Origin of the sequence: Vibrio penaeicida (genome assembly GCF_019977755.1) — a bacterium.
Lineage (GTDB): Bacteria > Pseudomonadota > Gammaproteobacteria > Enterobacterales > Vibrionaceae > Vibrio > Vibrio penaeicida.
The window spans coordinates 1,452,030-1,473,584 of record NZ_AP025144.1; the positions used below are offsets into that span (position 1 = coordinate 1,452,030).

Consider the following 21,555-nt stretch of genomic DNA (forward strand, 5'->3'; position numbering starts at 1 on the left):
AAATCCTTGAATTATATGAAAAACCTGACGTTAGGTTAGAGATATAAGTGCCAGTCAACAGACTGAAAATAGCACTTGTCACTGTATGGCTAAGGATACAAAAAATGAACTGCACAAGTTGTAATACAGGCGTTTTAGAGCCTCAATTTATTGATGGTATGTTTCCTGCTCACATCTGCAATGAGTGTGAGGGAAATTGGATATTGGTTGAAGACTATGTTGCATGGAAAGAGGATAATCCAGCATACCCGATTTCAGATTCCGTAACATGCGAGATAAGTGATACCGAAACTGCGCTTCTATGCCCACAAACGGGTACTATCATGCGCAAGCTTCGCATCTCCAGCAATATCTCACATCGCTTAGATTACAGCGTGGCTGTAGGCGGCATTTGGTTGGACAAAGGTGAATGGAGCATTATTCGTGAAGGCGGATTAGCGAACTCTTTGAATGCAGTCGTTACCACACAATGGCAAAAAAATATCCGCACCAATAACTCTGCGGAAAATTTTGTCGCACTGTATAACGAAAAGTTTGGTGACGAGACTTACATCAAATTGAAAGAGATCCGTAAGTGGCTGGCGGAACAACCAAACAAGCATGAACTGCAGGCTTATCTGACGGCGGAGGATCCGTACTCCGCAGAACGTTAAGCTTCCATTCATCTCTATTTCGCTACATTCTTAAAAGATAGAATAAACGGAATTGCATTCTGTTTATTCTATCTTTTTATGATATTCTCATTCCACTTCTTTATCTGTAACTCGGAATAGCGATGTTTGATGCCATTAAAGACTTTATCAACCCCGGGAAAAACCCCGATCTTTCTTCAGCGCATGAGTACCAAAATTCACATCTTCCTACTTTGTGGATGCTTGGAAAAACGGGTGCCGGAAAATCCTCATTGATCCAAGCATTAACAGGGCTGACCTCTGTAGAAGTCGGTAATGGCTTCGCACCGTGCACCATGACTTCTTCTTCCTATGACTTTTCGCAAGATAAACCCGTACTGCGATTTTTGGATACGCGCGGGCTTGGTGAGGCAGAATACGATCCGACAGACGATATCCGTGTATGTGCTGAGAAAGGTCATGCTTTGTTGGTTGTGGCGAAAGTTGATGAGCCTGAACAAAGTTCAGTATTGGAAGCACTAAAGCAAATCCGTAAACAGTCTGATATTAAGCATGTTCTCGTTATTCATTCTGCCGTAAATCAAGTTGAGAAAGAGGATAGGGCACGAATGATGTCTCATAATCAAGCTCAGTTTGAAAAAGCTTGGGGTAAAAAGCTGCCTTCAATTGATGTAGATTTTGAATGCGACTCTGAGAATTATTTCCACCTTGATGAAATGATAAATGCACTGACTGAAATGTTGCCGATTGTTGGGTTAATGGTGAGAGATAAAGAGTTCTCTTCTTTCGAGGAAGAGAATTTTGATAAGTTAGAAAATGAAGTGCTTTGGTATTCTGGCAGTGCAAGCGCTTCAGATTTAGTTCCAGCCGTTGGGTTGGTATCTGTTCCTGCTATTCAAGCAAAGATGCTGCATAGTTTGGCAAATCAGTATGGCGTGGAATGGGACAAAAGAACGTTTAGTGAATTGGTTGGCACATTGGGCACCAGTTTTGGCGTTCAATATGGTGTGAAACTTGGCGCGAGGCAGTTGGTTAAGTTGATCCCTGGCTTTGGACAAACCGTGGGGGCTGTCGCCGCTGCAGCCATTAGCTTTGCAACTACTTATGGTCTTGGTCGAGCGGCATGCTATTACTTTTATCACAAAAGCAAAGGTGAAACGGTCAGTAGCGAAACCATGCAACAATTGTACAAAGACGCATTCAAAAAAGGCAAAAAGGTCGCAAGTGATGACGAGAGTTAAGAAAGGGTTGAAGAGCTTAAATCGATATACTGGCGGGCTGATTGCGGTTTCTTTGATAGGCATCATTTTCCCTGCTCTCGTGTTAAGTGGGTTTGGTCTTTATGCCGTCATTGAGCATGGGTACGTTGTGCCATTTGCTATCGCTTTGTTGGTTTCGACATTGATGATTTTCATTCCTCGCCTTATTTGGAAAAAAGCCAAGGAAAACAAACCGCAAGAAGATAGAGAAGATTTTGTAGAACCGTCGAATGATTGGTCTGATTCTGAACAAGAAATATGGTCTAGCAGTAATCAGGCTATCGAGAGATTACTTGATCAAAACGATGACTGGGGTGTGTTAAAAGCACACGGCTTTAATATCGCAGAACTGGTCGCTCAGTCGTTTGGAAAAAAAGAACTGGACTTCACTGTACCCGAAGGGCTACAGCTAATGGAAGAAATTAGCAGGCGTTATCGTCAAGTACTCAATGACCATGTTCCTGCCGTCGATATGGTGAAAGTATCTCAGATCAAATGGCTTTACGAAACGGGTGATAAGTATGGTGAAACAGCCCTAAAAGTTGGTAAACGCGGAATGATCGCGTGGAGAATACTCCGAGCAGCCAACCCCGCTGCTGCGGTTGCCAATGAGGTGAGGAGCAAAATGCTGGGTTCGATTACAGACCAGATATCCGACAATCTTCAAAGAAATGCCAAACGAGCGCTCCTTCAGGAAGTGGCGAAAGTGTGTATTGACCTATACAGCGGCCGCTACACGATAGAAGACGATCAAATATCGACAAGCAAAATCAATAAAGAAGATGAAAAACATAAAGCACCGCCGATCGAACCGGTTCGAATTACCTTGGTGGGGCAGCTCAGCGCAGGTAAATCTTCTTTAGTCAATGCGATAACAAATGAAATGAATGCAGAAGTCGATATGCTTCCTGCGACAGACAATATTACGGTGTATCAGTGCAACATTGATGGTGATGAAACACTAAAACTAGTGGATATGCCAGGTTTGGATGGAGATAAGAAAAGCACTAAAAATATGTTGGAACAAATGACTCAGTCAGATCTTGTTCTTTGGGTACTAAAAGCGAATCAATCTTCTCGTCAATTAGATTTGGCGTTAGCAAAAGAGTTTGAAGCGTTCTATCAGCACCCCCAAAACATTTCTCTCAAAAGACCAAAATTAATTGGTGTCGTGAATCAGGTAGATAAGCTCAAGCCCACATCAGAATGGTATCCACCCTATGATCTCAACGACACTGATAATCCCAAATCAATGACCATTCAAGCGGCAATGGCATTTAACCAAAATCTTCTGCCATTTGATCAAGTACTTCCTCTAGCTATCCCGGAAAACAAACTCATGTATGGATTATTAGAGTTAGAAGAAGAAATTCAGCATAAATGCGATGAAGCCAAAAATGTCCAGCTCAACCGCCAAAGAAATGAGGCAAAAGGATCGGCAGGCATATTGAAACAGGGTAAGCGCTTGTTCAAAGCGAGCGGCAAGGTGGTCAAAAATATCTTCTAGCCCTGTTGATGTTAAATGAATCTAGATGTGTGTGAGCGATATTCCGCTGAAAAGGTCGAAAAAATGCCCTCGACCTATTTGAAATGCGCTGAATAGTTATCCATATTTGCTTGTTTTCTCAACAAAGCTGAGCAATAGTAGCCGTTTTGTTTTTCTTTGATTTAGGTAAGTAAATGATAATTAACCATGTTTCAGTGGGGGCGAGCAACGTAGAAAAGTCGGCTGCTTTTTACGACAAAGTGCTGGCAACGCTAGGGATATCCCGCTCTCATACTATTGAAGGCGAAGCGATAAGCTACGGTACCAACTTTGAATTTTGGGTTGGTTGTATTTGCGGAAAACATTCTATTTCGGGCACGGGGACACACATTGCATTTAATGCCCCTACCGAAGAATCAGTAAAGGCATTTCATGCGGTTGCGATAGAAAATGGCGGACTGTGTGCAGGAGAGCCAGGTCCAAGGCCCGAGTACGGTGATGCCTACTATGCTGCATATGTTCATGATTTGGATGGCAACAAGATTGAAGCAGTTTGTACTTAAAGTTAACGGTAAATTAAAGTAACGGCTGAACTCGAAAGCAAACCGCTTGCAAGCCAATAACGTTTCTTAGTACGAAATTTTTCCCCGTAACTTTTTGGTTTGTCCGCGTTGTGTTTTCTTGTCCATACGCTTCATCTTGGAAGAAAAGGTAGGTCTTGTGTCCCGCCGTTTTTTCTCGATGACTGCGGCAGAGCGGACGAGTTCGGCAAGTCGATTGTGCGCATCTTCTCTATTTTGTTCTTGAGTTCGAAATTGTTGCGCTTTGATAACAATAACGCCGTCTTTGGTGATCCGGCTGTCCTTTAATTGCAACAGACGCTCTTTATAGAAGTCGGGCAGAGCAGATTTTTTGATGTCGAACCGCAAGTGAATGGCACTGGATACCTTGTTCACGTTTTGACCGCCAGCGCCTTGGGCTCGGATGGCTTCTGTGTGTATTTCCCATGATGAAATAACCACTGAATTTGATATTTTGATCAAACCTGTACTCTCAAGCTTTGCCATTGGATCCCTATAAGGTAGAGCCATATGAAAATAAGCCCGAGCTCAGAGAGATCTTACTGAATGAAATTGAGTCTAGGGTATCATGTTTTGCTCATGGCATCTGAGATTACATAAACGTTGAATTTTGATCCGAGTGAGTGGCCAAATATTGCTTCAACAGCAGTGACGTTTGATCCGAGTTTACCTTGAGTAAGTTAATTAACTCTTGCAGCATAGAAAGATCAGGAACTTGACCCTGGCTAGTCATTTGAAAGATTTGCTCAGACTTATTAAGCATTTTATTGGCGTTCAGGCTACTCGCAATGCCCTTCATTGTATGGGTGTGGAGCTTTATTGAATCGATGTCTTTCGTTTCAGCAGCTTCGACCAAAGCATCTATGCTTTCAATCATGGATTCTTTAAGTGTTGTGATTATCTCTGCGAGCTGAGCATTATCGCCAGCACAAACATCATTAATATAAAAACTCAAATCGACCTCTGATTCCGAAGTCGAATTGGCTTCATTCGATTGCGTAAACGGTTCCAGTTCTACGACTTTGCCTTCTAACGCTCTTCTTTGCTCTATCAAGGGTTTGTGTTCAGCTAACGCATCGTTAAAGCTGTTTTTTTGCAAAGGTTTAGTGAGAACATAGTTTGCCCCAGCATCAATAAAACGGTCATGGGCTTCTTGGAATACATCAGCCGTACACCCAAATATAATGGTATTTATTTTTAACTCATTCCTGATGTATTGCGTCGCTTCGATGCCATCCAGCCTAGGCATGTGGTTGTCCATAATAATTATGTCGTATGCGTTTCCCTGCACTAGCTCTATCGCTTCCAAGCCATCTTTAGCGATGGACACTTTGTGATCCAATGAATGGCAGAATTTCTTTGTTACCATTGCATTTACCGGATTATCCTCAACGATGAGGATATCTAGCCCGATGGGCAGTGACTTGAATTGCTTTGTTTCCGGCTCTTGTTGAATGGGGCGGTCTTGTGTCTGTTCGGCACTGATATGAAAGGTAAAACAGGTTCCGATACCCAAGTTACTCGATACGCTAATTGTGCCACCCATGAGTTCTACGAGTTGTTTTACAATGGCTAGCCCCAATCCCGTTCCCCCGAAGTTTCTTGTTGTCGAGGATTCTGCTTGAATAAATGGGTCAAAAATGTAAACCAACCTATCCTGTGCGATACCAATACCCGAATCTTCTATTTCGACGGTAATATCATAGGTGTTGTACGCTTCTGACTTGCAAGAGCAGCGAAGTTGGACATTGCCGTTTGCCGTGAATTTCACAGCGTTGCTCATTAAGTTAAAGATGATCTGTCGGATCCGAGAAATATCTGCCAAAAACACTAAATGGTCAGGAATCTGGTTATCTATTTCCAGTTCTATGCCTTTTTCATCGCAGAGTAATTGGTATGTAGAGATGATAGGGGTCAGTATTTGCTTAAAATGGAAAGGAACGGCATCAAGCTCAAGTTTATTTTGTTCTATCTTTGAAAAGTCGAGAATATCATCAAGCAGCGAAGTGAGGTGATCACCGGACTCCAGTAGAACTTCTAATTGCTCTTTATGCTCTATGTTGGTGGTTTCACCACGCATTATTTGAGCCATACCCAAAATGCCATTGAGCGGGGTTCTTAACTCGTGGCTCATGGTTGCCAAAAAAGTGGATTTTGCATCATTTGCCACGTTCGCACGCTCTACGGATTGTTCCAGTTTCTTTTCAAGTTGTATTTTCTTGGTGATGTCCCGCTCTACTGCGATGTAACAATTTAAGTGATCATCTTCATCTAGAATGGGAGTAATGATCATGTCAATCCAGTACGGTGTTCCATTTTTGTGGTAATTGAGTATTGTTGACTCAATGTTGTTTTGTTTTTCTATGGCGTCAGAAATGCGTTGAACGGCATACGGGCAAGTCTCTTTACCTTGTAAAACGCTACCAGGCGACTTACCAACCATTTCTTGTAAGCTATATCCTGAAAGCCTCTCAAACCCTTTGTTTACCCAAGTAACCAAACCATTTGGATCCGTTACTATAATGGCATCTTTCGCATGCTCCGCGATGAGTGCGTGGCTTGCGCGTTGTTTTTCCGATTCAATGACCGTCTGTTTTAATTTTAACAGTTCAACAAAAGCCAGTTTTTGGCGATGGAGACCATAAGTACAAACTAAGATAATCATGGAGAAAATGAGAAAGGCAATATTTTCAACAGAGTTACTCACTTCGTTAGCCCAATAGGCATCAACTTTTTTGAGATGTTCTGATACACCTAAGTTCGTTAAAGCGACCTGCTTTCTATCGATTTGATGCTGCACTCTGTCTTGAAGTTGAACGTAACTGATCAACGATTGATAGGCTGTACTTTGAGATAAAGAAGAATCTTCGAGGTAAAGGCTATCAGACAAACCGCCCTGTGTTGCTGTCGAAATCACCAGTTTTTCTGTTACAGACGTGTAGCGATTAAACAACTCCTCCTGCAGCAAATTAATGGTTTTACCTGCGTAGTTAAGTGAGACATTTGCGCTAAGAAGGGATTCTTTTGCTCTTACAAATGCCTTAACTTTCAGCTCTGTCGCTTTGGTTTTTTCCAAAGCACTGGCATCAAAAGGTTGGAATATAAAGGGTGTTTCTAAAAAGTGCTCATGGATAGAGCTATTCAATTCTTCGGCAAAAAGTTCTGTTTGCACCAACATTTCAGACAGTTCATCGTAGCGGCTAAAACTGCGAAACTGAAAGCTAAATAAGCTCTCTTGAAGTGCAATAACATTCCTGTGCAGCAAGTTATAGTTACTTTGTAGTTGAGTGTGAACATAGTGCTTATAAAGATTGAAACTCAGTGACACGATCACCAAAGCCAGTAAGCTGACCAATGTTAGTTCCTTAATCTTGCTACTGATTTTCATTAAGCAACTCCAAAAGAACAGGGGGCTTTGGCGCGGTAAGGCTATTAAGAAACGCACTCAGCTCCAAGGTGGTAACCGCGTCAAGTTCCATTCCTAGTTGTACTTTCGCCATGGTTAAAATGGCTTCTTCTAACGTTTTGGCTCTGCCATCGTGAAAATAGGGTGGCGTCGTGGCGACATTACGAAGCCCTGGGACTCTGAAAACATACTTATCTTCATTGTTACCAGTTAAGTTGTAGCGACCTAGATCCGATACTTTTTGATCTGGTGTGATGTTTTGAATATTTCCGAAACGTTGGAAAAGGTTTCCACCAAGATTTTGACCCTGATGGCACGCTACGCAGCCTAACTTCTGAAAATTGAGCCACCCTTTCTTTTCAACAGTTGATAACGCGCTCTCGTTGCCCTCAAGAAACAGATCAAAAGGAGAGTTCGGTGTGTTTAGAGACTTCATAAAGAGGACAAGCGCATCCTTAATGGTGTCTTTGGAAATACCGCTTTTGTAGGCTGAGGGAAATAGCGATTGGTACTTCTCGTCTGCTTGGATACGTTCAACGATGGACGCCCAATTTGAATTCATTTCTAAAGGGTTATGTATGGGACCATCTATTTGGTGCTCCAAGCTAGATGCTCGTCCATCCCAGAAAAATCGTGTGTTTAAGTTTGCATTGAATACAGTAGGGGAGTTGCGATCTCCGAAGCCGTGAACACCACGAGACACTCGGGTTTTCTCAGCACCATTAGAGTCTAGATGATGGCAACTGGCACAGCTAATTTGGTTGTTTGAAGACAGTTTTGTGTCGTTAAACAGGTGAAACCCAAGTTCGACCTTTTTTCGATCAAACTGAGTTGAGGATGGAACTGGTTTTACAAAATCTGTGTTGTACGTTTTCTTTTCAGGAAAGCGCAGTGTTTCTCCAGACCATAGACTCGCCTGGTGAAAAAAGTAAGCCGAAAATACAAACGATACAGTTAAGCAAAGCCACCATATTCTAGATATTTTTATCATTGTCTAACTTATCCTGACATTATGATTAGAGTATGGTTGTTGTTTGAACATTTTCAACTTAGCTCAAAGCTTTTCCTTGTGAGAAGTATGCTGCGTTATGGAGTGGGAGAGTTCTGCAACTCTAGGTGAGTTTGTTATATAGTGAAGTTTTACTTAAGTCTCTGAAATACTTCGGGAGTAGCAGATGACGTTAGATTTAGAGCAATATCATGGGTTGATATTCGATATGGATGGTACGTTGATTGACTCTATGCCTGCTCACTTAGACGCTTGGGAGCGAGCGGCAAAAGATTTTTCTATTCCATTTGACAGAAACTGGATTGCTTCCATGGGGGGAATGCCAAGTGCCAAAATTACGCTAGAGGTGAATAAGCGATACGGGCTTGAATTGGACCCGTTAAAAGTGGCCAAGGCGAAAATGGATCATTTTGAGTCCACGACGGATTTTGGTGACCTTATTGATGATACATGCGATATCGTTAAGCGTTATTTTGGGCGTAAGAAAATGGCAGTAGGGACAGGGAGCGTAAGACAAAATGCGTCTCGTATGCTTGATGAAAAAGGACTTACACCATATTTCGATGCAATTGTAACGGCGTCTGATGTGACCAATCATAAACCCAACCCAGATACATTTTTGCTTGCAGCAAAAGAGATCGGCGTAGCACCTCAACATTGCGTTGTGTTTGAGGACACAGCACTTGGTAAGCAGGCTGCGCATGCCGCTGGAATGGATTGTGTTATGGTAGTAGAAGGTGGTTTGGAGTTCTGTCCAAAGCCAATACGTTAATCGTAATAGGCTAGTTTTCTGAAGAGTATAAAATGCAAAAGCCACCTAGCTGATAGTTAGGTGGCTTTCTCAATTCCATTGATTTTGCAGTGCGGCTTACAGCGCGCCAGCCCAAAATAGGGCGTTAGATAATGTAATTCCAAACATTACTGCCATCATTAGCAGGAAACCTGCTGCAAAACGTAGTTTTGATAACATTTTCGTAACTCATTTTCAGGTGTGATTAAAATCGGCGTGATGATGCCTAAAAAGTGTGCGCTGTGCAATGTTTTTATGTTGCTAAATTACATATCACTATGAGTTCAATAACTTAGAAAAAAATGATTTTGATGAGAGTATCTACCCATTATTTTTGTATCCGAAGAATAGCAATTAGCTATTGAGCTGTGAGGAAAATATCATTTTCTTCTTCTGTAAATATTCGTTAGAATTGCGCGTTCATTTAGCAAAGTGCATCTGTATTTGTATTTTGTCAGATGACGATTTTTTTGTTTGATAGACAAACATACATACTTACATTTCACATCGACAGATGTTCCAATCATTTGAGCGAGTGAATTAAACATGTGTTGCTTGGTATGCAACACCACTGTAAAGGAATAAACATGCCTATTATTACTCTTCCTGACGGCAGTCAGCGCGAATTCGACAACCCTGTATCTACTCTAGACGTTGCTCAATCAATCGGTCCTGGTCTTGCGAAAGCAACCATAGCGGGTCGTGTTGATGGTAACCGTGTAGACGCATGCGATCTTATCGAAGACGATGCGAGCCTTGAAATCATCACAGCAAAAGACGAAAAAGACGGTCTTGAGATCGTTCGTCACTCATGTGCTCACCTTCTTGGTCATGCTCTTAAGCAACTTTATCCGCAAGCTAAAATGGCGATTGGTCCAACCATCGACAACGGTTTCTACTACGACATTGATCTAGAGGAATCACTTACGCAAGACGATCTTGAAAAGATCGAAAAGCGTATGAAAGAGCTGGCGAAAACCAAATATCAGGTTATCAAGAAAAAAGTAAGCTGGCAGGAAGCTCGCGACGCGTTTGAATCGCGTGGCGAACCATACAAAGTTGAAATTCTAGACGAAAACGTCGCACGTGATGACCGTCCTGGTTTATACCATCACGAAGAATACATTGATATGTGTCGTGGTCCTCACGTACCGCACATGGGCTTTTGTCAGCACTTTACGTTGCTGAATATCGCTGGCGCATACTGGCGTGGTAACAGCGATAACAAGATGCTTCAACGTATCTACGGTACCGCGTTCCACGACAAAAAAGCGTTAAAAGCGCACCTTACTCGCTTAGAAGAAGCGGCGAAGCGCGACCACCGTAAAATTGGTAAGCACTTGGACTTGTTCCACATGCAGCAAGAAGCACCGGGTATGGTGTTCTGGCACCACAATGGTTGGTCTATTTTCCGCGATTTAGAAGTGTTTGTTCGTGAAAAACTGACAGAATACGGTTATCAAGAAGTAAAAGGTCCACTTATCATGGACCGAGTGCTTTGGGAGCGTTCTGGTCACTGGGATAAATACGCAGAAGCGATGTTTACAACGGCTTCAGAGAACCGTGAATACGCCCTAAAACCGATGAACTGCCCTGGTCATGTTCAAATCTTCAACCAAGGTCTGAAATCGTACCGCGATTTACCATTGCGTATGGCTGAGTTTGGTTCTTGCCACCGTAATGAACCTTCAGGTGCATTACACGGCATCATGCGTGTACGTGGCTTTACTCAGGATGATGCACATATCTTCTGTACAGAAAGTCAGATTCAAGATGAAGTCACTAGCTGTATCAAGATGGTTTACGACACGTATCAAACATTTGGTTTCGATAACATCGTTGTGAAACTGTCGACTCGTCCAGAAAAACGTGTGGGAAGTGATGAGATTTGGGATCAATCTGAAGAAGCCCTAAAGCAGTCTCTTGAAAATATGGAGATTCCATATGAAATTCAGGAAGGTGAAGGCGCATTCTATGGACCTAAAATTGAATTTACATTGCACGATTGTCTCGACCGAGCATGGCAATGTGGTACAGTTCAGCTAGATTTCAATCTACCAAGCCGTTTGGGCGCTACTTATGTTGGCGAAAACAACGAACGTCTTGTACCAGTAATGATTCACCGAGCAATTCTTGGTTCATTAGAGCGCTTCATTGGTATTCTTATTGAAGAATACGCTGGTTTCTTCCCAACTTGGTTGGCACCAGAGCAAGCGGTTATCATGAATATTACGGATAAACAGTCCGATTATGTTCAAGAAGTTGCACAAAAACTGCAAAAAAGTGGAATTAGAGCTAAAGCGGACTTGAGAAATGAGAAGATAGGCTTTAAAATCCGCGAACATACATTGAAGCGTGTTCCTTACATGCTAGTCTGCGGCGACCAAGAAATGGAAGCTGGAGAAATTGCAGTCCGAACACGTAAAGGCAAAGACCTCGGTAAATTTAAAGTGGATGATTTTATTTCGTACATCCAAGCCGAAGTATCTAGCCGTAAGCTCAATCTGGAGGAATAAACTATTAAAGGCGGAAGACGTGGCCAACAGCCGGCCAAACAAAACCAGCACCGTTTAAACGGTGAAATTCGCGGCGTTCGTGAAGTTCGTCTTACAGGCGCTGACGGTGAACCCGTTGGTATCGTTTCTATTAATGAAGCGCTTGAAACAGCTGTTGAAGCTGGTATGGATCTTGTAGAGATCAGCCCTAACGCCGAGCCACCAGTTTGTCGTGTGATGGACTATGGCAAGTTCCTCTTCGAGAAGAGCAAAGCTGCGAAAGAGCAGAAGAAAAAGCAAAAACAGATTCAGATTAAGGAAGTAAAATTCCGTCCTGGAACTGATATCGGAGACTATCAGGTAAAACTACGCAACCTGACGCGTTTCCTTGAAGACGGCAACAAAGTGAAGGTAACAATTCGCTTCCGTGGCCGTGAAATGGCTCACCAAGAAATCGGTGTTGACGTTTTGAATCGATTGAAAGAAGACACAGTAGAACTAGCTGTTGTGGAATCTTTCCCTACTCGAATCGAAGGTCGCCAGATGATCATGGTTCTAGCCCCTAAGAAGAAGTAATTAACGGCTTACAAGTAATTAAATTCTGTCGTTTTCTCTTTGAAAAAAGGTATAGACGGCAGGCTTTTATTCGCCCTAATTACTATTGTTTAATAACTCAACAATGCGGAGTTCTTCATCATGCCTAAGATGAAAACCAACAAAGGTGCTGCTAAGCGTTTCAAGAAAACTGCTGGTGGTATTAAGTACAAGCACGCTACAAAACGTCACATCCTGACTAAGCGTACTACTAAGAACAAGCGTCAGCTTCGTCCAAATGCAATCCTTCCTAAGTGTGAAGTGGCTGCAGTTGTTCGTATGATGCCATACGCTTAATTCTTTTTAGTTATCAATCGTTTAGTTTAGGAGAAGCATAATGCCTCGCGTAAAACGTGGTGTACAAGCTCGTGCACGTCATAAGAAAGTTCTAAAACAAGCTAAAGGTTACTACGGTGCTCGCTCTCGCGTATACCGCGTAGCTTTCCAAGCAGTTACTAAAGCTGGTCAATACGCTTACCGTGACCGTCGCAACAAGAAACGTCAATTCCGTCAACTTTGGATTGCACGTATCAATGCGGCATCTCGTCAGAATGGTCTATCTTACAGCCGTTTCATTAACGGTCTTAAGAAAGCATCTATCGAGATCGATCGTAAGATCCTTGCTGATATCGCGGTATTCGACAAGTCTGCATTTGCAGTTCTAGTTGAAAAAGCGAAAGCTGCTCTTTAAGTAGTAGTGTAAGGTTTAATAGAAGGAGAGCATTTGCTCTCCTTTTTTCATTTCTGGTATTTAACTATATATGGTTATAAGTCTTCGTTCACACCTATCTGTCGTTAATACAAACTCTTTATCTTCGGTGTTCAAAGCCTTGATAAAGGGCTAATAACACCATTTGCACCTCTGTCTAACACATGAGTATAGATTTGTGTTGTTTTGACATCTGTATGCCCTAGTTGCTCTTGAACCGTTCTTATATCAGCGCCACTTTCTAACAAGTGTGTAGCAAAAGAATGCCGCAAAGTGTGGCAACTGACATTCTTGTTTACATTGGCTCGTTTGGCTGCCTTTCTTACGGTTTTCTGAATGGTCGATTCGCTCATATGCTGTCTTCTTAACATACCAGACTCAGGATCTACTGATAGCCTTCCAGAAGGAAACAGGTAATGCCAGTTCAATTCGAATGGCGCATTTTGGTATTTTTTATGTAAAGCTTCAGGAAGCCACACGCCACCATAGCCTGGCGTTGCCATATCTCTATTAAAGAACTGATGAACATTTTGTTCCTGTGATCTTAAAAACGGTTCCAATTCCTTAGCTAAAGTGACCGTTCTATTTTTTCCTCCTTTCCCGTTCCAGATCCTCACCGCCCCGTAGTGGTAATCGATATCATGTACTCTTAGCCGCATGCATTCCATTAACCGTAATCCAGAGCCATATAAAAGTTGCGCTTGTAGTTGATACGGCGGATCTATATGAAGTAGCAGTCTTCTTACTTCGTCTCTTGTGAGGACAACAGGCAGTTTCCTCTTAATTGCAGAGCGCTTGAATTTAATGTCGATGGCTAGGGGAGACTTAAGAACTTCTTTGTACAAAAACACCAACGAATTTAGCGCGATCGATTGTGAACTTGCGGCTAATTTCTGATCGCATGCTAGGTGAGTGAGAAATGCTTCTACGTCTTTATCTGCTAATTTCGCTGGGTGGACCATATTATGAAAATGAATATACCTACAGATCCACGTTGTATACGCATCTATTGTTCTTATGGCATAACGCCTAAGGTGCATAAATTCCTTTATGTAGCTTATAAATGCTGATTTCATTAGTGAATGCCTTACTGTTTTTATATACAGTTATTTATAAAAGCATATTAATTGGAAACCAGCTTGTTCGGATATCGTTTTCCTGACAAAGAGCACATGGAAAGAAATGATAGGTCACTGAATTACATGAGTAATGCAGGTCTAGGAAAATCTAATTTGAGAGACTTAAAAACAATTTTCAGATTCCCCTCGCTATAGATAAAAAGAGTGATTAACATACCTGCGATGTTAAGTTTTAGAAGAGTTGAAATATGTCCTTTCCTCCTTGTCAAAATTGTCAGTCTGAATTTGTATACCAAGACCAGAATCATCTAATTTGCCCTGAATGTGCACATGAATGGAATCCATCAGAAGCATTTGATGAAGAAAATACCTTCACTGTTAAAGATGCAAATGGAACTCAACTCGAAGAGGGAGACAAGATAACCCTAGCGAAAGATTTAAAAGTAAAAGGCAGTTCTTTGGTTCTTAAAATAGGTACCAAAGCGGTCATTAGAAGAATTGTAGAAGGTAAAGATCATCAACTGGACTGCAAAGTAGATGGTGCTGGAGAAATGATGGTTACTGCTAAGTTTGTTAAAAAAGCCTAAGTTTGTTGAAAAAACTGAGTTTAAGCTAGAACATCAACACTTTGTTACGTTACTTCGGTTTTCTAGAATGAGTCGTTCGCTTTACTATGTAAGGAAATAAGTATCCGATTTTTAAGAGGTAATATGAAAAAATCCCTTACTGCATTGGTTGTAACACTTGCCCTAGTTGGGTGTGAAGATGCAGCCAATGCTATCGATCAAGCACAAGAAGCTGCAAACAGCGCCGTTGATAATTTCCAAGAAGAACTGGATTTTTCGAATTTCGCTGACTTAGATTTGGAGCAGTTTGGCAGTGCAGCAGAGTCGGCTCAAGCCCTTACATCAGCAATTGAACAAATTACGAATATGGATTTCAACGATTCTGAAGCACTTACTCAAGCCACAGAACACATTTCTAATGCGTATAGCTGTCTAGTTGACGCGTCTTCAGAGTCAACTGCTGAAAAGCTGATTGAAAAGGTCATGGGCTCTATAGCAAACCAAGATATGCTAACTCTTATTGAAGAAGGTGTAGAAAAAGCAAAAGCTGCGCAAGAGTGTGTCATCTAAATCAGCTTATTGCTCTTCTTAGTTGATACAAACGATGGTTTGAAAGTATAGGAGGCTCAAAGGAATCTGAGCCTTTATCGAATTAATTAAATCACCGCTGTTATCCAAATGGAGAGCTGACAAGGCTAAACAATCACTTCATGATATTTAGGATCATCCCTGTCGAGTAAGATCTTTGAACCATCTTTAAATGTATACATCTTTTTTGTGGAGCTGATGAACTCAGATTGATTTGGCTTTAGGGCGATTTTCAATACTAAGGTTAATCCGTCGGTAAAGTCATATACAAGTTCTTCTGCGATGGTTTTCGTCATAAAATTGTTGTAACCCTTTGAACTGGCTAATGTTGGAATGCTTTTTCATCCTACCTTTATTTTCTTCTAAAACCAAACCATACAAAGGGTTTTATCAGTCCCAAAAGTTGTGGTTTTGACTTGGTTGTATCAAAAATAAGATACATGAATAGGTTGGTTGGCGAATTCGTATAATGTGTCTTAAAGTTATTTATGGAGCAGTTTATCTTTGATTTTCGGGGAGGTGAACATGGCTGTAACTCGCAAACAAGGTGACACTGGTAAACATTATAATCCCGAACAGGATTTTAATAATGATCAAAGACATAGGTTTACTGAAATAGCTAACCAAGCAGCTGAAAGACGGGCTCAAAAAGCCGCGTTGCATGGGCGTTCGGAAGCTCAAGAGAAAGCACATAAACCGACAGCACCAAAACGGAAGAAAAGCCGATACGGTGGTTTAATCCGAGTAGTGATTTGGTCATTGGTACTCGGGCTAACTTGGTTATGGGTGATTTTCATGACAAGCACATGAGCGAAATAAAGAGAAAACCTAACTAATCTAGCCACTCGAAACTTAATAAATCTATCAGTGTTCTATACTGCTATTAGACATGAACATAGCAGGTAAAAAAGATGGCACTCCCAAAAGAAATATCTGAAGAAGAAATCCAATACGAATCGCTCGGAGACTTCTTTCAAGATTTTCGAGAAGCTCATGAAAAATGTGAAGTTATTTTAATTGATCTTGAACATCGACCAGACGATGTGGATTTGCTAAACGGACTTTTTCGGGTAGTGCACACCATTAAAGGAAACTTAGTCTATGTTGGCTTAGTGTCCATCACGCCACTTATGCAAAGCCTTGAAGATTTGCTGGATTATATTCGAAAAGGGCATTTGAAATACGACAGTATCCTGTGTGACGTTATTCTTCTTTCTTTAGACAAAACGAAGCAAATGGTAGAGGCAAGGTTAGACGAAAAAGAAAGCCCTCTAGCAGAAGACATACTTAATAAAATTTGCGAAGACATAAGTTTAGTTGCCGATGTTTCCCCAGAAAGACAGGTAGCGCTCATTAACGATGTGTTACTTTTGCTCGACCCTACAACTAAGTTAACTGAGCAGCATACCGATGCCCCAATACTAAAAGAAATAGGGAAGGGGTCTGATGGTGAAAGTTACCAAAATGAGCTTTTAGCCATGTTGTCTAATTACGGCGTTGAAACCGATGATGACATCCGGTTTTACTCTAGCTTGGTGCAACCTCTGGAAGACAGAAGTAAATATTGGCATGGGCGAACATTAAGACAGCTATTCTTAAGCTTAGAAATGAACAAATCAGCAGGTAGCCCTGTTGAGGCTTCTCAACTAGCCGTTGCGGTAATGCTACATGATATTGGTATGTCGTTTATGCCGCTAGAAATGCTGAATAAAAAAGGCACCATAACGGCGGCTGAGAGAGAAATATTGCACCATCACCCTTATTCAGGGTACCTGTTGTTAAATGAGTCCATCAGGTGGCACGACGCTGCGGTCATGATCTTCCAGCATCATGAGCAAATGGATGGAACGGGTTACCCAAATCATCTAAATCAAGATCAAATCTCTGACGGTGCGAAAATATTGAGTATTGTTGATACTTTCGATGCTCGTACTCACGAGCGAGCACATCACACTCTACTTAAACGCCCACTGGTTCGCTGCATTGTAGAAATTAACAACTACAAAGGAACCCAGTTTGACGACAAGTGGGTTAATGTCTTTAACCAAGTTGCCAAACAACATTTCAAGTCGGAATAAAGCGGGCTGGAAAGAGCATGGTGCGGCTTGTTAACAAAGGTTAACCTCATTACCTATGAATTGCGGTACATTCATCTGATTGAGTGCGCAAGGATATATACCCAAGTGACCTCAAAATGCAGGATTCAGAGCCTCATAGTCTGTTCCAGTTCAAGGATAAGAACGCAGTGGAATGACGAGTCCTTTCCAAGTTCTTTGACGATGAAATGAAACAGAATATGGGCTCCCAAGGGCGAGTTTAACTGGCTTTCATACTGCGTTACCGATTCTTGATTTAGAATAACTAGATCTTCAAATCGATGCCTTGCCTGAAAGCCAGTTAACTCTCGCTGAACCTAGCATCTTGAGGTTACTTGGGTATATAAACAGTGAACATTTCATTGATGTCTCGGCAGGATTTTGTTGAATTTTGGGAAACATTTCAAACTATTATTCAAGCGCAAGAAACCTATGCGTTTGATCCTAATATGTCATTTGATGAAGCTTATACCTTATGGGTTAAATTACCTGAGGCATGCTTTGTTTTTAAAGAAAATAATCAAATTTTAGGAAGTTATTACATAAAGAAAAATACGGGTGGCCCAAGTCAGCATATAAGCAATTGTGGTTATATGGTCACTCCATTCGCCAGAGGAAAAGGAGTCGCAACGGCTATGTGTATTCATTCACAAGAACAAGCAATAAGTATGGGGTTTAGAGCTATGCAATTTAATTCTGTTGTAGCCTCTAACGATATAGCCGTTAAGTTGTGGCAGAAATTAGGGTTTGAAATATTGGGTATTATTCCCGATGCATATCAACACAAAAAGTTGGGTTTTGTCGACAGTTACATCATGCATAAGACGCTTATTTAAGCCTATATACAACGGAATTGGATATATATTAATTTTCTGAAATATAATGATTTTATGGTATTTGATATAGATGGGCTATTAACAGTATATATAATTGTTAATAGTGAAATGTAAAAACCGTTGCGCTCCCTAATAATCTAAGATATTCTCCGCGCTAATCTCGAAGAGCGTTTTGGGGGATACGCACAATGACCATTCAAGCTGATTGTGACATTGTGTAGGGTAGGTACTAATCGGTGCTTCGATTAGTAGATGGGAAGAAGAATGCCACAGGACTGGTATTATTATAGGAAGCCCAACATGACTAATTTGACTTCATTTTTTAAAATCAGCTTCGTACTTCCGAATTGCGGTATTATCACCGAGCCTTGATCCGTCTGCACATTTCTTAAATAGCATTCTCTGCTAGTTTCTTTCCTTGTTTGTTTAACAAACACAGGTCGCTTTTATTTGCTTTCTCGTTAGCGCGAGGAAGGCATAAATATCGCTATTCAAAGATCGTTTTCTTGAAATGGCACTATTTAAAGGTTTTTTGCGATGAGCACAGCTTTTGAAATGGACGCGTCACGCTCCGAATCCCCGTTTTCATCTCTTGTCCCGGGCATTGAAGGGGTTTATGACCTCACACCCGATCAAGTTTTACTCGATCAAGAACAACACGAGTCTGAAGTACGTTCTTATCCACGCCGTTTACCTATAGCAATAAAAAGAGCATACGGTGCTTTAGTAGAAGACACTCGTGGTCAGATTTTTCTAGACTGCTTGGCTGGCGCAGGTACGCTGGCAATGGGTTACAACCACCCAGAAATTAACCAAGCATTAAAAGAACAGTTAGATTCTGGTTTGCCATATCAAACTCTAGATATCACCACCAAAGCCAAAGACACTTTCATTAAACGCGTTAAAGCGTTTCTCCCTGAAGAATTTGCTAAAAACTCAGCGATTCAGTTTTGTGGTCCTTCTGGTGCCGATGCGGTTGAAGCCGCAATCAAACTGGCAAAACAAACGACTGGTCGTAATACCATGTTTGCGTTCCGCGGTGCTTACCATGGCATGACAAACGGCACCATGGGTATGATGGGTAACCTAGGTACCAAGGCTCGCCGTACTGGGCTGATGTCTGACGTACATTTCATGCCGTTTCCATATAACTTGCGTTGCCCATTTGGTTTGGGTGGAGATGAAGGCGCGAAAGCCAGTATCCGTTATATGGAAAGGCTATTAAATGACGATGAAGCAGGCATCATGAAACCTGCCGCTATCATTGTTGAACCCGTACAGGGTGAAGGGGGAGTGATTCCCGCACCTGCTTTTTGGCTGCGCGAACTTCGTCGCCTCTGTGATGAGCATGGCATATTATTAATATTCGATGAAATTCAGTGTGGCGTAGGTAAATCGGGCTACCGCTTTGCATTTGAAGAGTCGGGTATATCGCCTGATATTTTATGTTTATCGAAAGCCATTGGTGGTGGTCTTCCTATGTCTTTGTTGGTGTTCAGTAAAGACATCGACACTTGGAAGGCAGGCGAGCACACAGGTACATTCCGCGGCAACCAACTTGCGATGGTTTCAGGGGCGAAAGCGTTAGAGATTATCGAGAGAGATAATCTCGTTGAACACGCCAATATTGCCGGTCAGTACTTAAGATTGGGTTTCGAGAAAATCCAGAAGCGCGTGAACTGCATTGCTGAAGTTCGCGGTAGAGGCTTAATGCTGGGTTTGGAAATTCAAAAACCAACCGGTGAGAAGAATAAATTTGGTGAGCCAGAGTCCGATGGAGAACTGACGCTTGCTATTCAAAGAGCTGCACTAGAACGTGGCTTAATGGTTGAAAAAGGTGGACGCGACGGGTCGGTTATTCGATTCTTGCCTCCTTTAATCATTTCATTTGAGCAAATTGACTTTGCTTTGAAAGTACTTGAAGAAGCGATCGTTGTCGCTGGCGGTGGCATTAAAGAACCGTTGCCAGAATCAGACGAGTGGAAAAAGCATTTCATTCACACAGGTGTAGCAGGCGCGAATGAATTTGCATCGGTAATGAACCACACAACTTCAGCGATGAAGCAACTTTTTGAACAAGTCGATAAGCCTTATTCAGGGATGGATCCTAAACTGCTTGAATCTCAAATCAATGCCGTCAACCTGAACTCGTCCAATGAAAGCCTGGCTGATGTCATTAGCAGTGCAACAGACTTGGTCGCTAAAAACGCCATCTTTACGCAGCACCCCAATTGCATTGCGCATTTGCATACTCCTCCATTGATGCCAGCTGTAGCGGCAGAAGCCATGATTGCAGCACTGAACCAATCTATGGATTCGTGGGATCAAGCGTCTTCCGCTACTTATGTTGAACAGAAAGTGGTGGATTGGTTATGTGAGAAATACGACCTAGGCGAAAAAGCGGACGGCATCTTCACCAGCGGTGGTACGCAAAGTAACCAAATGGGTTTGATGTTGGCACGCGATTGGATTGCCGACAAACTTAGCGGTCATTCCATTCAAAAGCTTGGTCTACCCGACTATGCCGATAAGCTACGCATCGTTTGTTCAAAAAAAGCACACTTTACAGTGCAAAAATCGGCATCTTGGATGGGGTTAGGCGAGAAAGCCATTCTCACAGTAGATGCATTGCCAAATGGCACTATGGACGCGTCGAAGCTGAACGACACTGTTACTAAGGCAAAAGCCGAAGGCTTGATTCCTTTTGCCATAGTTGGCACAGCGGGCACTACCGACCATGGTGCGATCGACGATATGAATACCATCGCCAATGTTGCAGAAAAACATGAACTTTGGATGCACGTTGATGGTGCTTACGGTGGCGCTCTGATTTTAAGTAGCCATAAAGCACGGTTATCCGGTATTGAAAAAGCGGATTCGTTGAGTGTGGATTTTCATAAATTGTTTTACCAAACAATCAGCTGCGGATCACTGCTTGTAAAAGACAAAGCGAATTTTAAGTACTTACTTCATCATGCAGATTACCTAAATCGTGAACACGATGAGTTGCCGAATTTGGTCGATAAGTCCATCGCAACGACCAAACGTTTTGACGCTCTGAAAGTGTTTATGACAATGCAAAATGTAGGTCCGCAAGCGTTGGGCGATATGTATGATCACTTGCTTGAGCAAACACTGCAGGTGGCAGACCTGGTGCATCAACGCAAAGGTTTTGAATTGCTGACCGAGCCTGCGTTATCAACGGTATTGTTCCGAGTGACCAATTCACAAGTAACGGACTTGTGCAAACTAAACCAAAAAGTGCGCATAGAAGCACTGGTTCGCGGTATTGCCGTTTTAGGTGAAACATCGGTTAATGGGCAGTCTGCACTTAAATTTACCATTTTAAATCCATGTCTGGCTTTGTCAGATTTTGAACAACTATTAAATGATATCGACCAGTTAGCGGTTGAACTAGCGAAATAAGGG

General features: G+C 42.0%; 20 protein-coding genes. 15 read left to right on the forward strand and 5 right to left on the reverse strand.

Translation table 11 applies throughout. From position 1 onward, the window contains the following. Positions 1 to 104: 104 nt before the first annotated feature. The 4 genes from LDO37_RS06770 to LDO37_RS06785 all read left to right on the forward strand — a co-directional run bounded on the left by LDO37_RS06770 (position 105) and on the right by LDO37_RS06785 (position 3,940). Positions 105 to 653 carry a TFIIB-type zinc ribbon-containing protein gene (locus LDO37_RS06770; RefSeq protein ID WP_126606690.1) on the forward strand — a complete coding sequence of 183 codons (549 nt, stop codon included), beginning with the start codon at positions 105 to 107 and terminating at the stop codon, positions 651 to 653. Between the two features lie 122 nt (positions 654 to 775). Beyond that, positions 776 to 1,873: a YcjF family protein gene (locus tag LDO37_RS06775; protein ID WP_126606016.1), complete on the forward strand. Its 1,098-nt coding sequence runs from the start codon at positions 776 to 778 to the stop codon at positions 1,871 to 1,873. Further along, entirely contained in the window at positions 1,860 to 3,398 is a 1,539-nt protein-coding gene (locus LDO37_RS06780; RefSeq protein ID WP_126606017.1) for a GTPase family protein, read from the forward strand. The genes LDO37_RS06775 and LDO37_RS06780 overlap by 14 nt, the downstream gene beginning before the upstream one ends. A gap of 173 nt (positions 3,399 to 3,571) precedes the next feature. Continuing rightward, positions 3,572 to 3,940, forward strand: a complete 369-nt coding sequence (locus LDO37_RS06785) for a VOC family protein (protein ID WP_126606018.1) — start codon at positions 3,572 to 3,574, stop codon at positions 3,938 to 3,940. 66 nt (positions 3,941 to 4,006) lie between these two features. Here LDO37_RS06785 and arfB read toward each other — a convergent pair whose 3' ends face one another. The 3 genes from arfB to LDO37_RS06800 all read right to left on the reverse strand — a co-directional run bounded on the left by arfB (position 4,007) and on the right by LDO37_RS06800 (position 8,355). Next, a complete protein-coding gene (gene arfB / locus LDO37_RS06790; protein ID WP_126606027.1) occupies positions 4,007 to 4,420 on the reverse strand; it encodes an alternative ribosome rescue aminoacyl-tRNA hydrolase ArfB in 414 nt (137 codons plus the stop codon). Positions 4,421 to 4,550: 130 nt separating this feature from the next. Further along, the gene (locus tag LDO37_RS06795; protein WP_126606019.1) at positions 4,551 to 7,346 is read right to left on the reverse strand and encodes a PAS domain-containing hybrid sensor histidine kinase/response regulator; all 2,796 of its coding nucleotides are present in this window, start codon (positions 7,344 to 7,346) and stop codon (positions 4,551 to 4,553) included. Further along, on the reverse strand, positions 7,333 to 8,355 hold the full coding sequence (locus tag LDO37_RS06800; RefSeq protein WP_126606020.1) for a cytochrome-c peroxidase: 1,023 nt from the start codon (positions 8,353 to 8,355) through the stop codon (positions 7,333 to 7,335). Before LDO37_RS06800 ends, LDO37_RS06795 begins: the two co-directional genes overlap by 14 nt. A gap of 184 nt (positions 8,356 to 8,539) precedes the next feature. On the opposite strand from LDO37_RS06800, the gene LDO37_RS06805 reads away from it, so the two are divergent. The 5 genes from LDO37_RS06805 (at position 8,540) to rplT (ending at position 12,943) form a co-directional block, all read left to right on the forward strand. Continuing rightward, complete coding sequence (locus LDO37_RS06805) at positions 8,540 to 9,145, forward strand: beta-phosphoglucomutase family hydrolase (RefSeq protein ID WP_126606021.1); 606 nt, start codon at positions 8,540 to 8,542, stop codon at positions 9,143 to 9,145. 605 nt (positions 9,146 to 9,750) lie between these two features. Next, a complete protein-coding gene (gene thrS, locus LDO37_RS06810) occupies positions 9,751 to 11,679 on the forward strand; it encodes a threonine--tRNA ligase (protein ID WP_126606022.1) in 1,929 nt (642 codons plus the stop codon). A 3-nt stretch (positions 11,680 to 11,682) separates the two neighbouring features. Beyond that, positions 11,683 to 12,234, forward strand: coding sequence for a translation initiation factor IF-3 (gene infC / locus LDO37_RS06815; RefSeq protein WP_101115501.1), 552 nt, complete (start codon positions 11,683 to 11,685; stop codon positions 12,232 to 12,234). A 120-nt stretch (positions 12,235 to 12,354) separates the two neighbouring features. Continuing rightward, the gene (gene rpmI, locus LDO37_RS06820) at positions 12,355 to 12,549 is read left to right on the forward strand and encodes a 50S ribosomal protein L35 (RefSeq protein ID WP_004401085.1); all 195 of its coding nucleotides are present in this window, start codon (positions 12,355 to 12,357) and stop codon (positions 12,547 to 12,549) included. 40 nt (positions 12,550 to 12,589) lie between these two features. After that, positions 12,590 to 12,943, forward strand: coding sequence for a 50S ribosomal protein L20 (gene rplT / locus LDO37_RS06825; protein ID WP_021019837.1), 354 nt, complete (start codon positions 12,590 to 12,592; stop codon positions 12,941 to 12,943). 131 nt (positions 12,944 to 13,074) lie between these two features. Here the strand turns inward: rplT and LDO37_RS06830 are convergent, their stop codons facing one another. Beyond that, positions 13,075 to 14,037, reverse strand: a complete 963-nt coding sequence (locus LDO37_RS06830; protein ID WP_126606023.1) for an integron integrase — start codon at positions 14,035 to 14,037, stop codon at positions 13,075 to 13,077. A 251-nt stretch (positions 14,038 to 14,288) separates the two neighbouring features. On the opposite strand from LDO37_RS06830, the gene LDO37_RS06835 reads away from it, so the two are divergent. Together LDO37_RS06835 and LDO37_RS06840 are read left to right on the forward strand one after the other, a co-directional pair. Further along, complete coding sequence (locus LDO37_RS06835) at positions 14,289 to 14,627, forward strand: zinc ribbon domain-containing protein YjdM (protein ID WP_101115503.1); 339 nt, start codon at positions 14,289 to 14,291, stop codon at positions 14,625 to 14,627. A gap of 123 nt (positions 14,628 to 14,750) precedes the next feature. After that, positions 14,751 to 15,176: a hypothetical protein gene (locus LDO37_RS06840; RefSeq protein ID WP_126606024.1), complete on the forward strand. Its 426-nt coding sequence runs from the start codon at positions 14,751 to 14,753 to the stop codon at positions 15,174 to 15,176. 125 nt (positions 15,177 to 15,301) lie between these two features. On the opposite strand, the gene LDO37_RS06845 is transcribed toward LDO37_RS06840, so the two are convergent. Further along, the gene (locus LDO37_RS06845) at positions 15,302 to 15,490 is read right to left on the reverse strand and encodes a hypothetical protein (protein ID WP_104398882.1); all 189 of its coding nucleotides are present in this window, start codon (positions 15,488 to 15,490) and stop codon (positions 15,302 to 15,304) included. Positions 15,491 to 15,719: 229 nt separating this feature from the next. Here LDO37_RS06845 and LDO37_RS06850 point away from each other — a divergent pair, with 229 nt between their 5' ends. From LDO37_RS06850 to LDO37_RS06865, 4 genes are all read left to right on the forward strand, one after another. Beyond that, positions 15,720 to 16,004, forward strand: coding sequence for a hypothetical protein (locus LDO37_RS06850; protein WP_126606025.1), 285 nt, complete (start codon positions 15,720 to 15,722; stop codon positions 16,002 to 16,004). Between the two features lie 101 nt (positions 16,005 to 16,105). Next, entirely contained in the window at positions 16,106 to 17,272 is a 1,167-nt protein-coding gene (locus tag LDO37_RS06855; RefSeq protein ID WP_126606026.1) for an HD domain-containing phosphohydrolase, read from the forward strand. A 383-nt stretch (positions 17,273 to 17,655) separates the two neighbouring features. Next, the gene (locus LDO37_RS06860) at positions 17,656 to 18,126 is read left to right on the forward strand and encodes a GNAT family N-acetyltransferase (protein WP_126606691.1); all 471 of its coding nucleotides are present in this window, start codon (positions 17,656 to 17,658) and stop codon (positions 18,124 to 18,126) included. 537 nt (positions 18,127 to 18,663) lie between these two features. Continuing rightward, entirely contained in the window at positions 18,664 to 21,552 is a 2,889-nt protein-coding gene (locus tag LDO37_RS06865) for a pyridoxal phosphate-dependent class III aminotransferase (protein WP_126606689.1), read from the forward strand. The last annotated feature ends 3 nt before the right edge of the window (positions 21,553 to 21,555 follow it).

Excerpts from the sequence above, each read along its gene's own strand:
- rpmI (WP_004401085.1), top strand. The coding sequence starts at position 12,355 with ATGCCTAAGATGAAAACCAACAAAGGTGCTGCTAAGCGTTTCAAGAAA.
- LDO37_RS06835 (WP_101115503.1), top strand. The coding sequence starts at position 14,289 with ATGTCCTTTCCTCCTTGTCAAAATTGTCAGTCTGAATTTGTATACCAA.
- LDO37_RS06865 (WP_126606689.1), top strand. The coding sequence starts at position 18,664 with ATGAGCACAGCTTTTGAAATGGACGCGTCACGCTCCGAATCCCCGTTT.
- LDO37_RS06830 (WP_126606023.1), bottom strand. The coding sequence starts at position 14,037 with ATGAAATCAGCATTTATAAGCTACATAAAGGAATTTATGCACCTTAGG.
- LDO37_RS06840 (WP_126606024.1), top strand. The coding sequence starts at position 14,751 with ATGAAAAAATCCCTTACTGCATTGGTTGTAACACTTGCCCTAGTTGGG.
- LDO37_RS06795 (WP_126606019.1), bottom strand. The coding sequence starts at position 7,346 with ATGAAAATCAGTAGCAAGATTAAGGAACTAACATTGGTCAGCTTACTG.
- LDO37_RS06775 (WP_126606016.1), top strand. The coding sequence starts at position 776 with ATGTTTGATGCCATTAAAGACTTTATCAACCCCGGGAAAAACCCCGAT.
- rplT (WP_021019837.1), top strand. The coding sequence starts at position 12,590 with ATGCCTCGCGTAAAACGTGGTGTACAAGCTCGTGCACGTCATAAGAAA.
- LDO37_RS06855 (WP_126606026.1), top strand. The coding sequence starts at position 16,106 with ATGGCACTCCCAAAAGAAATATCTGAAGAAGAAATCCAATACGAATCG.
- LDO37_RS06770 (WP_126606690.1), top strand. The coding sequence starts at position 105 with ATGAACTGCACAAGTTGTAATACAGGCGTTTTAGAGCCTCAATTTATT.
- LDO37_RS06785 (WP_126606018.1), top strand. The coding sequence starts at position 3,572 with ATGATAATTAACCATGTTTCAGTGGGGGCGAGCAACGTAGAAAAGTCG.
- LDO37_RS06780 (WP_126606017.1), top strand. The coding sequence starts at position 1,860 with ATGACGAGAGTTAAGAAAGGGTTGAAGAGCTTAAATCGATATACTGGC.
- LDO37_RS06800 (WP_126606020.1), bottom strand. The coding sequence starts at position 8,355 with ATGATAAAAATATCTAGAATATGGTGGCTTTGCTTAACTGTATCGTTT.
- thrS (WP_126606022.1), top strand. The coding sequence starts at position 9,751 with ATGCCTATTATTACTCTTCCTGACGGCAGTCAGCGCGAATTCGACAAC.
- LDO37_RS06845 (WP_104398882.1), bottom strand. The coding sequence starts at position 15,490 with ATGACGAAAACCATCGCAGAAGAACTTGTATATGACTTTACCGACGGA.
- LDO37_RS06860 (WP_126606691.1), top strand. The coding sequence starts at position 17,656 with ATGTCTCGGCAGGATTTTGTTGAATTTTGGGAAACATTTCAAACTATT.
- LDO37_RS06850 (WP_126606025.1), top strand. The coding sequence starts at position 15,720 with ATGGCTGTAACTCGCAAACAAGGTGACACTGGTAAACATTATAATCCC.
- LDO37_RS06805 (WP_126606021.1), top strand. The coding sequence starts at position 8,540 with ATGACGTTAGATTTAGAGCAATATCATGGGTTGATATTCGATATGGAT.